Origin of the sequence: Mesorhizobium sp. M0676 (assembly GCF_040320535.1) — a bacterium.
Taxonomy (GTDB): domain Bacteria; phylum Pseudomonadota; class Alphaproteobacteria; order Rhizobiales; family Rhizobiaceae; genus Mesorhizobium.
In genome coordinates this window covers 101,204-113,609 of record NZ_JAMYPU010000009.1, presented here as the reverse complement: position 1 = coordinate 113,609, position 12,406 = coordinate 101,204, and the positions used below count along the sequence as shown (strand labels likewise).

Here is a 12,406-nt window from a genome sequence, read left to right as displayed (position 1 = left end):
CTCGGAGTGGCTCATGCCGCCACCATGCTGTTGTCGTTCGTCAGCCCGCAAGCCCCCAGCACGGCGCGGGCGACAAGCTCGCGCGCTGCGTCGAGCCGGTATTCGGCGTTGCCGCGCACGTCGGCGATCGGCGAGAGCTCGGTCATCGGCGCGGCCAAGATCGCACCGGCGAGTGCCGGGCGGACAGGCTTGCCCACCAGCACGGCTTCGACAGCGGCGAGCCGCTTGGCCACGGCCGAGCAGGACCCGACCGCGACAGCGGCTTCCATGACGATGCCAGCCTCGGCAACGAGGCGCGCCGCCACCATGGCGATGGAGATGACGAGGTAGCGCCGCGCACCGAGCTTGACGAAGGCCGACGTGCCGGCGGCCCTGGGCTTCGGCACCCGGATGGCGGTGACCAGCTCGCCCGGTAGCAGCGCGGTGCGGCGGTTGCCGAGAATGAACTCCTGCAGCGGCAGATTACGCGTCGCGGCTGCAGAGCGCAGCTCGACCTCGGCGTCCAGCACCAGCAGTCCCGGAACGCCATCGGCGGCAGGCGAAGCATTGCAGAGATTGCCGGCGATCGAGGCGACATTCTGGATCTGCAGGGAGCCCACTTCGCGCGCGGCCTGCTTCAGCGCATCGAAAGCCGCCGGCAATGGATGGCGGACAAGGTCGGTCCAGGTGGTGCGGGCGCCCAAAACCCAATGGGTTTCGGTCTCGGCAATGCCGCGCAGCGAGTGCAGGCCGTTAATATCGAGAACATTCTCGCGGAACGGTTTGGCGCCCTGCGCTGGATAGAAATCGGTGCCGCCGGCAAGCACGCGCCAGGCGCCCTCGCCCAGCAGAGCGAGCGCCTCGTCGAGCGTGGTGGGTTTCGCGTAACGGATCACGCTTTGCCTTCCAAAAAAATCGGCCTTCCCATTGGGGCCTTCAAAGGTGGGGACTTCCCGAACCCGCCAGTGTCTGATCAGGCCAAATTCATTCGTATGCAAATGATATCAAGCTGGCGGAAATTGTCAAAGCCGGAGTTTAAGGGAACCCGGCCGCCAAGCATTTCTTACGCTTGCAGAGGTTGACGCAGGCGGCCATCCGGTCAAGTTTCAGCATCCGGTCGCATCAGCGGCGTATTTCACTCGATCCCCCGTTCGAGACGTAGAAGAGGAGAGGCGCCATGGCCGACGAAGCGCTTGTTGTCATCGACCTGCAAAACGACTTCTGCCCCGGCGGCGCACTGGCGGTTGCCGGCGGCGACGAAATCGTGCCGCTGGTCAACGATCTGATTCGGCATGCCGAGCATGTCGTGCTGACGCAGGACTGGCACCCGGCCGGACATTCGAGCTTTGCCTCCAGCCATCCGAGGGCGCAGCCCTTTAGCGCGATCGAGATGCCCTATGGGCCGCAGACGCTGTGGCCGGACCATTGCATCCAGGGCAGCCTCGGCTCGGATTTTCACTCGGGGCTCGCCTGGACCAAGGCCGAGCTGGTGATCCGCAAGGGATTTCGCCCTGATATCGACAGCTACTCCGCCTTCTTCGAGAACGACCACAAGACGCCGACGGGGCTCGCCGGCTACCTCAAGGAGCGCAGCATCGACAGTGTGACCCTGGTTGGCCTGGCGACCGACTTCTGCGTTGCCTTCTCGGCCCTCGACGCGGTCAAGCAAGGCTTCAAGACGACGGTGCGGCTCGACGCGTGCCGCGGCATCGATCTCAACGGTTCGGTCGAGGCGATGCTGAAGAGGATGCGCGATGCCGGGGTGAAGCTCGAAGACCCGATCTCGGAGTGACTGGATCGTGACGCATCGAGGGGGCTGCACACAGTTGGGGAAGGCTTTCGCGGCAGGTGTACTCGCTTCCGCTGCGTCTCCGCAAATGGCCTTCGCGGCCGAGGCCCGCGGTCTGCCCGATGCTGCCATGTCGCTGTCGTGGGCGCTGCCTTTCGCCGGCCTGCTGCTGTCGATCGCCACCGGACCGCTGCTGTTCCACCATGTCTGGGAGCATCATTACGGCAAGATCGCCGCCGGCTGGGCAGCGCTGGCGATCATCCCCCTGATGGTTGCATTCGGCGTTCCGGTAGCCGGCGAAGCCGTGCTGCACACGCTGCTCACCGAATACATGTCGTTCATTATCCTGCTGTTCGCGCTCTACACCATTTCGGGCGGCATCCTTGTGGCCGGCAACATCCATGGCACGCCGCTGGTCAATGCCGGGCTGCTGCTCGTCGGGGCAATGCTGGCCTCGGTGATCGGCACCACCGGCGCCTCGATGATCCTGATCCGGCCGATGCTGCGCGCCAACGACAACCGGCAGTTCAACGCCCATGTCGTCATCTTCTTCATCTTCCTGGTGTCTAACATCGGCGGCTCGTTGACGCCCTTGGGCGACCCGCCATTGTTCGTCGGCTTCCTGCGCGGCGTCGACTTCTTCTGGACGTCGGCGAACCTCTGGCTCGAGACGCTGTTTACCGGCGGCCTGGTGCTGCTTGTCTTCCTGGCCATCGACATCATGCTGCATCGCCGTGAAGGCGGCGCGCCGAAGATCAAGGATCCGACTCCGGATACGAAGGTGCGCCTTCGCGGCCTGGCCAATCTGCCGTTGCTGGCCGGCGTCATTGCCGCGATCCTGCTTTCAGCTGCCTGGAAGCCGGGCGTGACTTTCTCCATCCTCGGCGTCGGCCTCGAACTGCAGAACCTGGTGCGCGATGCCATCATCCTGGCGCTCGCCGGGCTGTCGCTTGTCGTGTCACTCAAGAGCCATCGCGAGGCCAACGGCTTCACCTGGGGCCCGATCGCGGAGGTGGCGAAACTGTTTGCCGGCATCTTCATCTGCATCGTGCCGGTCATTGCCATCCTTCGCGCCGGCCATGACGGCGCGCTGGCGCCGCTGGTGGCGCTGGTGACGTCACCCACCGGCCAGCCCAATGATCTCGCCTATTTCTGGCTGACCGGCGGGCTGTCGTCCTTCCTCGACAATGCGCCGACCTATCTGGTGTTTTTCGAACTCGCAGGCGGCGACGCGCGGCACCTGATGACGGAGGCGGCCTCGACGCTGGCCGCGATCTCGGCCGGCGCGGTGTTCATGGGCGCCAACACCTATATCGGCAATGCACCCAACTTCATGGTCTACGCCATTGCCCGACACCGCGGTGTGAAGATGCCGGGCTTCTTCGGCTACATGGCATGGTCAGGGCTGGTGCTGATCCCGATCTTTTTGATCGCCGGGTTCCTGTTTTTCGGCTGATCAGCCGACGCCGACATAGCGCCTGACTGCCGATGGGTCGGCGCGCAATTGCTCGACATCGACGGTCTCGCGGTTGCGGCCGTTCTCGATGAAGCAGACGCGGTCGGCGACGGACAGCACGGCGTCGACGCGCTGTTCGACCAGAATGGTGGAGACACCTAGCTCACGCAGCTTCACCACCGTCTCGCGGATCTTGGCGATCATCGACGGCATCAGCCCCTCCGTCGGCTCGTCTAGCAACAGCACCTGCGGCTCAAGGCAAAGCGCACGGGCCATGGCCAGCATCTGCTGCTCGCCGCCGGACAAAGTGCCGGAGCGCTGGCGCAGCCGCTGGCGCAGCAGCGGGAAGAGATCGAGCACGCTCTCGCGCGTCGCTCTGCCCTTGCCGCGCGCCATCAGACCGATCTCGATGTTTTCCGCCACCGTCATCTCGGCGAACAGCCGCCTGCCTTGCGGTACATAGGCGACGCCGGCCTTGGGCACCTCATGCGCCGGCAGGCCGGTCAATTCCTTGCCGGCGAGCCGGATCGAGCCGGCGCTCGACGGAACCAGCCCCATGATTGCTTTCAGCGCCGTCGTCTTGCCGGCGCCGTTGCGACCGAACAGGCACAGCACCTCGCCCTTGTTGAGCACGAGATCAAGCTCGTAGAGCACCTGAACCTCGCCATAGAAGCAATCGAGCCTGGAGATGGTCAGCGCTTCAGTCTTGTGGGCTTCAGTCTTGGGGGCCTCAGTCTTGGGGGCCTCAGTCTTGGGGGCTTCGCTCATGGCGCCGTCCCCAGATAGGCTTCCTGCACCTGTGTGTTGGCGCGAACCTGTTCGGGCGTGCCTTCGGCCAGGATCCTGCCGGCGTTGAAGACCGTGATGCGGTCGGCCAGCTGCATGACGACCGGCATGTTGTGCTCGATCAGGAGCACGGTGGCGCTCTTGGCAATCTCGCGCACCAGTCCGATGAAATTGTCGATCTCGCTGTCGGCCAGCCCCTGCGTCGGCTCGTCGAGGATCAAAAGCCGCGGCTTAAGCGCCAGGCCCATCGCGACTTCCAGCAGGCGCTGGTGGCCGTAGGAAAGCTGGCCGGCCGGCATATGGGCGCGGCCGGCAAGTCCGGTGCGTTCCAGCGCGGCCATGACGCCGGTGCGCACCGCACCTTTCGAGCGGCCATCGGTCAGCGTGCGCTGCACCGGCAACGCGACATTATCGTAGGCAGAGAGGTTGGCGAAGACGCTGGTGATCTGGAAGGTGTAGGCGATGCCCCGGCGCACCCTGAGATAGGCCGGCTGGCTGGTGATGTCGGCGCCGTCGAAGACGATCATGCCGGACGATGGCTGAATGCGGCCGCTGACCAGGCTGACGAAGGTGGTTTTGCCGGCGCCATTGGGGCCGATGACGGCGCGGATCTCGCCCGGCATCAGCTGAAAATCGACACCATCGACGGCGCGCAGGCCGCCGAAACTGCGCGCCAGGCCTTTGGTGGTCAGCAACGGCATCATGGGAGCCACCCGAGCCAGCGCTGGCGGATGGTGCCCAGAATGCCTTTGGGGAAAAACAGCACCAGCAGGATGAGCGCAATACCGACGATCAGGAGATAGGCGGAGGTGTAGCCGCTGGCGGTGTCGATGACATAGTACATGAACACCGTGCCGAGCAGCGCGCCCAGCGTCGTGGCGGCGCCGCCGAGCAGCACCCAGAGCAGCGGCAGGATGGAATACTGCACCGAGGCAAAGCTCGAGCCGACATAGCCGAACAGCAGCGCATAGGCCGCACCCGAGGCGGCGCAGATGGTGCCGGAGACGACGACGGCGATCAGCTTGTTGGAGAAGGTGTCGTAGCCCAGCATTTTCGTGCGCTCCTCGTTCTCGCGCACCGCGACCAGCACGCGGCCATAGCGGGAGCGGACGATGGCGAGGGTGATCAGCAGCACGACCGAGAACAGCGCCAGCGCGCTCATGTAGCGCACGGTCGGGTTGGTTAGGTCGAGCGATGTCGCGCCGAAGGCCAGAACCCGCGCCGGCTGCGGCACGACCAGACCCTGGTCGCCGCCGGTCCAGGCGGCGAAATAGAGGATGACGAGGTAAAACACCTGCGCGAACATCATGGTGACGATCATGAAGGCGACGCCGGTGGTGCGCAGCGCCAGCAGGCCGATCGCCAGTGCCAGCAGCGCGCCGCAGGCGATGCCGGCGAGGAAAGCCAAAGGCACGCTCCAGCCGAGATGGATGACCGCGAGACCAGCGCCATAGAGCCCGGCGGCGAAGAACATGGCGTGGCCGAGGCTGAGCAGGCCGACATAGCCGAACAGCATGTTGTAGCCCATGGCGAACACCGCCAGCACCATGATTCGGGCCAGCAGGCCATGATGGTAGTCGGGCAGGACGAAGCTCAGCGCAAACAGTAGCGCGATGACGCCGAGATGCAATGCATAGGCTTTTGCCGGCGAAGCTTCGCTCATCGCGACGCCTGCCCGAACAGGCCCTGCGGCCGGAATACCAGCACCATGGCCACCAGCAGCGTGGCGATGATCTTGGCCAAAGTCGGCGAAAAGAACACCGAGATGATGCCGTCGGACAGGCCGATCAGCACGGCGGCGACGACGGTGCCGCGCAGCGAGCCGAGGCCGCCGATGATGACGACGATGAAGGACAACAGCAGCGGGTCCTGCCCCATCAGGTAGTGCGCCTGACTGATCGGCACGATCAGCACGGCGGCGATGGCCGCCAGCATGGCGCCGAGCGCGAAGACGCCGGCATAGACGCGGTCGACCGGAATGCCGAAGGCCTGCGCCGTTTCGCTGTCATATTGGGTGGCGCGCATGATGAGGCCGATCTTGGTGCGCGTTAGCACCAGCCATGTGGCGATGAGCAGAAGCGCGGAGGCGGCGATGATCGACAGCTTGTAGCCGGAATAGCCGAACCAGGGCAGCAGGATGCGGTAGCTGAAGGGCGGCTCCACCGGGCGCGCTTCCGGGCCATAGAAGCTCAACGCCAGCTGCTGGATGATGTAGAGCATGCCGATCGTGGCGACGATGGTGGCTTCCGGATTGTAATTGAGCCGGCGCAGCACAAGCCGCTCGGCTACCAGCGCAATGGCGCCGACAATCAGCGGCGCAATCACCAGCGCCGCCAGGAAGCCGAGCGTGGGATGGCCGGGTATCGCCGTCGAGATCGCCCAGGCCAGCACCGCGCCCAGCATGAAGAACTCGCCATGGGCGACGTTGACGACGCGCATGACGCCGAACACCAGCGACAGCCCAAGCGCCGTCAGCGCCAACACGGCTGAGGTGACAAGGCCTTCGAGGGCGGCGAGGAGGAGATGGGGTCCGAAATGCATTCAGGGCGCCCTTACCCTCCCCTTGTGGGGAGGGTGACCGCGCAGCGGTCGGGTGGGGGTTGGGCACGGGCCGTCGCGACCCCCACCCCGTCTCGCAAGCTGCCCAAAAGTGCGAAGCTTGCGTGCCGACCCTCCCCACAAGGGGGAGGGTAAGGCGCCTCACAGCGCCTGCGTCGTATAATCCCCTTCGGCCTCGTAAAGCCCGTCCTCGATCTTGGTCTTGTGGACGACCTTCATCTTGCCGCCTTCGACCTTGGAGATGTTCTGGATGCCAAAACACTGGTGGATTTTGCCGTTGAAGGTCTTCGGGCCTTGCGGATGCTCCGGGCCTTCGGCGAATTCGGTCAGAGCCTCGGTCGCCTCGACCAGCTTGGCGCGGTCTTCCGGGCCCTTGTAGCCGGCATCTTCCATCGCCTTCTTGACGACATAGAGCGTCTCCCAGCAGCCGAACATGTGGGCGGCGGTGGAGACGTCCTTGGGGTCGCCGACGGCAGCCCCATTGTCGTCGATGCCGACAGCGGCGCGGTAGGCTTTCTGGGCGGCCGAGTCATTGGCCTGCGCATAGCGCGGCGAACCTTCCCAGAAATGGCTGCCGTCCAAAAATTCGAGGCCGGGGCTGTTGATGTCGGTGGCTTCGAGCGAATCGATGAAGCCGAACAGTTGCGGCCGGTTGGAGCCGTAGAACTCGCCGAGTTCCTTGACGAAGGTGAGCACGGCCGGGCCGACCATCACGTGGTAGATGACTTCGGTCTCGGCGGGTATCTGCGGGAAGTATTTCGTGAAAGACGACTCTGTCGGCGGGATGGCGATCTGGGCGATGACCTCGGCGCCTTGCGCCTTCAGCGCCGGCGGCAGGTAGTCGCGATGGTCGTAGCCGAAGGCGAAATCCGGGAAGATCTGCGTCACCTTCTTGCCGGCATTGGCCGCGATCCACGGCGCCATCGACTGGATCTGGCTCTTCACATCGGTGATGCCAGGCTGGAAGACGTAGCGGTTGAGCTTGGTCGAAGCGACGTGGTGGCCTTCGCTGACGACGAAATACGGGATCTTGTTTTCGCCGGCGGCCGGCGCCGAGCCGATCACCACATGCGAGAACAGCGTGCCGAAGACGATGTCGGTCTTGTGCTGGGTGGCGAACTTGCCGACCACCTCGGCGCCACGGCCGGGATCGGTGCCGTCATCCTCGATCACCAGTTCGACAGGTCGGCCATTGATGCCGCCGGCGTCGTTGATCGCCTTGACCGCGGCGGCACTGGTCTTTTCATACCAGCGGCCATAGGCGGCGCCGATGCCGGTGCGGTGCGACTGGAAGCCGATCTTGATTGGCGCCGAACTCTGCGCCTGGCTGTAGCGGACGAAGCCGGGCGCGAGCGTCAGCCCGGCGCCGGCGGCGAGACCTTTCAGCGCGGTGCGGCGGCTAAGGGTGGATGATTTGGAGAGATCGAAAAACCCATTCTTGTCAGTCACGGCAGTTCCCCTGTTTTTGAGTTTTGACTGTCTGTAACGAGGCAAGGCCACTCCCTTGCAGGAGGGGCAGAAATTGCATGTGTACAAACTAAATCACCAAAGCACAGAGCTTGCAAGCGGGCTTTCCGCAAAGGCATGTGGATCAGCTTGTCTCATCCGGCCGTCGGCGTGGCAAGCAACCACAGGCCGAAGATCGTGTAGGCAATCATCAGCATGGTGAGCGGCAACTGGCTGAGGGCGGCGCGCGATGGCACCTGGTGCAGTCGCCAGGCCAGTCCATGGGCAACGAGCACCGCCAGCATGTGCCCGGCGATGATGATGCCGGCCTGCAGGTTCCACAGCCACCAGGCGGAGTGGGCCCCGGCGACGATGCCGGCCTCGATCTGCATGTCGGCGGCGCCGAACAGGTTCCATCCCAGCGCGAACGGGTCGGACAAAGCGGCAATCCCATACTGGCCGTCGACCAGCAGCGCCGTCAGATAGTGCGCGACATGATAGGCGAGCGCGATCGGTACGATCGACCAGACCAGCAGCCCGGCGGCCTCGCCGTGGGAATGTCGGCTGCCGGCAAGGCGCTGGCCGAGTATGACGGCCAGCAGGAATGCCGCCGCGAGCAGGACGAAGGTCAGCACGAGGCCGAAGCTGCTTATGCCGATGAGCGCGGTGCGGCCGGGATATTCCAGCGGGTTGATGCCGAACAGGCCGAGCCAGAAGAAGGTTTTCGACAGGCCGTCGAAGGACACCGATGACAGGCTGAGCAGCAGGAAAGCGATGCCGCTTGCCGGCAGGGGCGCTGCGCCGAGCAGTTTTGAGCCCGGCCAGCAGAGAGCGAGCCGCCCGTGTTCATCGCGCTCGACGATGGCGAAACGAGCGACCATGGCGAAGAACACCGTCAGGAATTCGCCGCGCCGGCTCCAATCGCGGTAGCCAAAGGCGAGCATGGCGATGAAGGTAAGCAACCAGTAGAGGCCGGCGACATAGGCAAGCCGCGCCGGGTCGTCGGGCGCCGGGTAGATCAGCTCGAACCAGGCGAAGGCGAAGAACAGGATAACGGCCGGCCAGCAGCCGAGCCATGAAGGCAAACGCGATTCCTGTCCCTCACGGCCACGAAACTTGAACAGGCGGCTTTCGATCCGCCGCGGGCCATACCATGGATTCAGCCACGACCAGAGATCGCCGAACAGGCCTTGCGCGATGGCAAGGCCGACCCAGAGCAGCGTCCAGATGGTTAGCGACAGCGGATTGGAGAGCGGGTCGCGGCTGCCGAACAGGCCGGCGGCGATGAGCGTTGCGAAGCCGGCAAAGGAGATGAGGCTGATGATTGTGCGGGCGGTGTCGCTGAAGGTGAAAAGTTGTAAGCGGCGGCGCCAGAAGCGGTCGAGGGTTGCGGGTGGCAGCAGGGCGAGGACGAGGAAGCTGACCGCGACGGCAAGCGCGCCGCCGGCGATGTAGTAGCCGGTGGGAAGCAGGAGGACGTGGCCGCGGTCGGAGGCGTGGGCGAAGGCAGGGGTGGGGAGGAGTGTGAGGGTGGTGGTGATAAGGGTTGGCCGGTGACAGCCGCGCTCTACGACGCCCCCCTCTGTCCTGCCGGACATCTCCCCCTCAAGGGGGGAGATTGGCAGTTGCCCTGCCGGCGCTTCCTTTGCAACGTCGGAGATTAGCGAAGGCGGAGATGACGGGGTAATCTCCCCCCTTGCGGGGGAGATGTCCGGCAGGACAGAGGGGGGTGGGCGGGAACTCACGCTATCGCGATTTCCATTTCGTCCAGCAAGGCACCCGCCGACCCTCAAACCTTGACCAGCTGCTCCACGCGGTCCTTCGCCCCAAAAATCCGGAGATAGCGCTCGATCTCCTTCTTGTCGCCCGTCGCTTTCGCCGGATTGTCCGACAGCTTCACCGCCGGCCGGCCATTGGCCTCCGTCACCTTGCAGACCAGCGATATCGCATCCAGGCTGTTGGTTTCGGTCGGCGCGCAGCCTTCGAAATCGTTGGTGAGGTTGGTGCCCCAGCCGAAGGACATGCGCACCTTGCCCTTGAAGTGCCTGTAGGTCTCCTCGATGGTTTCGACCTCGAGACCGTCGGAGAAGATCAGCAGCTTCTGCCTGGGGTCCTTGCCCTTCTCGCGCCACCAGTCGATGATTTTTTCGCCGCCTTCGATCGGCGGCGCGCTGTCGGGGCGGAAGCCGGTCCAGTCGGCGACCCAGTCCGGCGCGTCGCGCAGGAAGGATGCGGTGCCGAAAGCGTCGGGCAGCACGATCAGCAGGTTGCCGCCATAATAGCGCTGCCAGTCCTGCAGCACCTTGTAGGGCGATTCCTTCAATTCCTTTTCCGACTTGGCAAGGGCGGCAAAAACCATCGGCAATTCATGCGCGTTGGTGCCGAGCGCTTCGAGGTCGTTGTCCATGGCCAGCAGCACGTTCGAGGTGCCGGTGAAGGCTTCGCCAATGCCTTCCTTGAGCGCCTCGACGCACCAGCGCTGCCACAGGAAGGAATGGCGGCGGCGGGTGCCGAAATCGGAGATGCGGATGCCGGGCAGCGCCTTCAAGCGTTCGGTCTTGGCCCACATCTTCCCCTTGGCGCGTGCATAGAGCACGTCAAGCGCGAAGGGACCGAAGGCGCGCATGGCGGCGCGGGAGCGAAGCTCATTGATGATCGCCAGCGCCGGGATTTCCCACAGCGTAGTGTACATCCAGGGGCCACTGAAGGAGAGCTCGTACTGCCCGTCGCGCTTGGAGAGCTCGTAGTCGGGCAGCCGAAAACCTTCCAGCCAGGCGAGGAATTCCGGCTCGAAGATCTGCTTGCGGCCATAGAAATTGTTACCGCCAAGCCAGATCATCTCCTTTTTGGAGAAGCGCAGCGTGCGGGCATGGTCGAGCTGGTCGCGCAATTCGCCTTCGTCGATGTCGTCGGCCAGGCGCACCGAGGTGGTGCGGTTGATCAGCGAAAAGGTGGCGTCGACCTTGGGGTACATGCCCCAGATCATCTGCAGCATCAGAAGCTTGTAGAAATCGGTGTCGAGCAGGCTGCGGACGATCGGGTCCAGCTTCCAGGTGTGGTTGTAGACGCGCCGCGCTATATCGGTTCTTGCCATGTCCTGCCGTCGCCTTCGCTGCTCACGTCTTTCTTACGCAATTCCGGACGGGAAACCGCCGCACAGTTTTCCTGGAATTGCCGGGCAAGAGCTTATTAGCATTGAATTTTTGAAAGCGCCTCCCGCTTTCCGGGCTGGCCCGACAAAAAGCAGCCGCTCAGGTCCAGCCTCAACTCTTGGCGCCCACCACCCGCAGCGCCGGACGCTTCCTGCGGCTGCCGATGCGGCCGGCCACCGGCGCGTCGGCCCGGCTGTCGGCCTGTTCCTTTTCGGCAAACAGCCAGTCGACGAACAATTGCACGATAGGCGCCGAACGCATCTCGTTGCGGCAGACGACGTAGAAATCATCGACCGCCGGCACCGACAGGCTGAACGGCGCCACCAGCAGGCCCCTGGCGAGCAGCATGCTGGCGGTGACGGAATCGCCGAGCGCCACGCCATGTCCGTGCACCGCGGCTTCGATCGCCGTACGGGCGTCGCCGAGATGGTGGCGGCGGCCACGTTCGAGGTCGAGCCCATCGGCGGCGGCCAGCCAGGTGTGCCATTCGCGGCCATCATCGCCATGCAGGATGACATGGCCAGCAAGATCCCGGCAGATGCGGAGCGGCCGGTTGTTGATCAGCGTCGGGCTGACCACCGGGAACAGTTCGAGGCCCGACCATTTGCGCATCCAGCAATCGGTCCAGCTGCCGTCGCCATAGAGCACGCAGACATCGACCTGTGGGGCGCGGATGTCCTTGGGGTCGTTGGACGGGATCAGCGTCAACCTGATATCAGGATATTGCGCCATGAAGCTGCCGAGCCGCGGCGTCATCCACAGAAGCAGCAGCGCCGGCACGCAGGAGACCGACAGCGTACCGGCGCTGGCTGGTCTGGTCATGCGCTGGGTGGCGGCGGCGATGCCGTCGAAGGCGGTCGAGACCGCCGGCAGCAATTCGGCGCCGTGCGGGGTGAGCTTTACCCGCTGTCCGGTGCGTTCGAACAGTTTTACGCCGAGTGATTGCTCGAGCGCCTTGATCTGGTGGCTGATTGCGCCGTGGGTGACGTTGAGCTCACTCGCCGCCTTGGTCAGCGAGGCATGCCGCGCCGTCGCCTCGAAGGCGCGCAAGGGATTCAAGGGGGGCAGACGCTTGGCCATGAGCAACCGGATACTCTGTGAGATTTTCTCACAATCAGCACCGTAACAATATCAATTGATTTTTCAATGCGGCTGCCGGACACTTTGGCAGGTCAACAGCATTAATGACGTGAAATCTACAGGCAGCCAGCGGGACAGCGACCCGGCCGGATGATGGTC

Annotated in this window: 11 protein-coding genes; 2 read left to right on the top strand and 9 right to left on the bottom strand. The window is 64.3% G+C overall.

What is annotated here, in order from left to right; genetic code table 11:
• Positions 1 to 11: 11 nt before the first annotated feature.
• Positions 12 to 875, bottom strand: a complete 864-nt coding sequence (locus NKI35_RS12380; protein ID WP_352740201.1) for an FAD binding domain-containing protein — start codon at positions 873 to 875, stop codon at positions 12 to 14.
• Between the two features lie 281 nt (positions 876 to 1,156).
• On the opposite strand from NKI35_RS12380, the gene pncA reads away from it, so the two are divergent.
• Both pncA and NKI35_RS12370 read left to right on the top strand, forming a co-directional pair.
• Positions 1,157 to 1,771, top strand: coding sequence for a bifunctional nicotinamidase/pyrazinamidase (pncA, locus tag NKI35_RS12375; protein WP_352519721.1), 615 nt, complete (start codon positions 1,157 to 1,159; stop codon positions 1,769 to 1,771).
• A gap of 85 nt (positions 1,772 to 1,856) precedes the next feature.
• Entirely contained in the window at positions 1,857 to 3,224 is a 1,368-nt protein-coding gene (locus tag NKI35_RS12370; protein ID WP_352740199.1) for a sodium:proton antiporter, read from the top strand.
• On the opposite strand, the gene NKI35_RS12365 is transcribed toward NKI35_RS12370, so the two are convergent.
• The 8 genes from NKI35_RS12365 to gcvA form a co-directional block, all read right to left on the bottom strand.
• Complete coding sequence (locus NKI35_RS12365; protein WP_352652460.1) at positions 3,225 to 3,992, bottom strand: ABC transporter ATP-binding protein; 768 nt, start codon at positions 3,990 to 3,992, stop codon at positions 3,225 to 3,227.
• Positions 3,989 to 4,714 (bottom strand): ABC transporter ATP-binding protein, encoded by a 726-nt coding sequence (locus NKI35_RS12360; RefSeq protein WP_023693111.1) that lies wholly within the window; start codon positions 4,712 to 4,714, stop codon positions 3,989 to 3,991. Before NKI35_RS12360 ends, NKI35_RS12365 begins: the two co-directional genes overlap by 4 nt.
• Positions 4,711 to 5,673, bottom strand: coding sequence for a branched-chain amino acid ABC transporter permease (locus NKI35_RS12355; protein ID WP_352740197.1), 963 nt, complete (start codon positions 5,671 to 5,673; stop codon positions 4,711 to 4,713). The genes NKI35_RS12360 and NKI35_RS12355 overlap by 4 nt, the downstream gene beginning before the upstream one ends.
• Complete coding sequence (locus NKI35_RS12350) at positions 5,670 to 6,551, bottom strand: branched-chain amino acid ABC transporter permease (RefSeq protein WP_023806239.1); 882 nt, start codon at positions 6,549 to 6,551, stop codon at positions 5,670 to 5,672. The genes NKI35_RS12355 and NKI35_RS12350 overlap by 4 nt, the downstream gene beginning before the upstream one ends.
• Positions 6,552 to 6,710: 159 nt before the next feature.
• The gene (locus tag NKI35_RS12345; RefSeq protein WP_352740194.1) at positions 6,711 to 8,018 is read right to left on the bottom strand and encodes an ABC transporter substrate-binding protein; all 1,308 of its coding nucleotides are present in this window, start codon (positions 8,016 to 8,018) and stop codon (positions 6,711 to 6,713) included.
• Between the two features lie 152 nt (positions 8,019 to 8,170).
• A complete protein-coding gene (locus tag NKI35_RS12340; RefSeq protein ID WP_352740192.1) occupies positions 8,171 to 9,613 on the bottom strand; it encodes a hypothetical protein in 1,443 nt (480 codons plus the stop codon).
• A 191-nt stretch (positions 9,614 to 9,804) separates the two neighbouring features.
• Positions 9,805 to 11,109 carry a nicotinate phosphoribosyltransferase gene (gene pncB / locus NKI35_RS12335; protein WP_023683568.1) on the bottom strand — a complete coding sequence of 435 codons (1,305 nt, stop codon included), beginning with the start codon at positions 11,107 to 11,109 and terminating at the stop codon, positions 9,805 to 9,807.
• Positions 11,110 to 11,278: 169 nt separating this feature from the next.
• Positions 11,279 to 12,247: a transcriptional regulator GcvA gene (gene gcvA / locus NKI35_RS12330; RefSeq protein ID WP_023671280.1), complete on the bottom strand. Its 969-nt coding sequence runs from the start codon at positions 12,245 to 12,247 to the stop codon at positions 11,279 to 11,281.
• Positions 12,248 to 12,406: the final 159 nt, after the last annotated feature.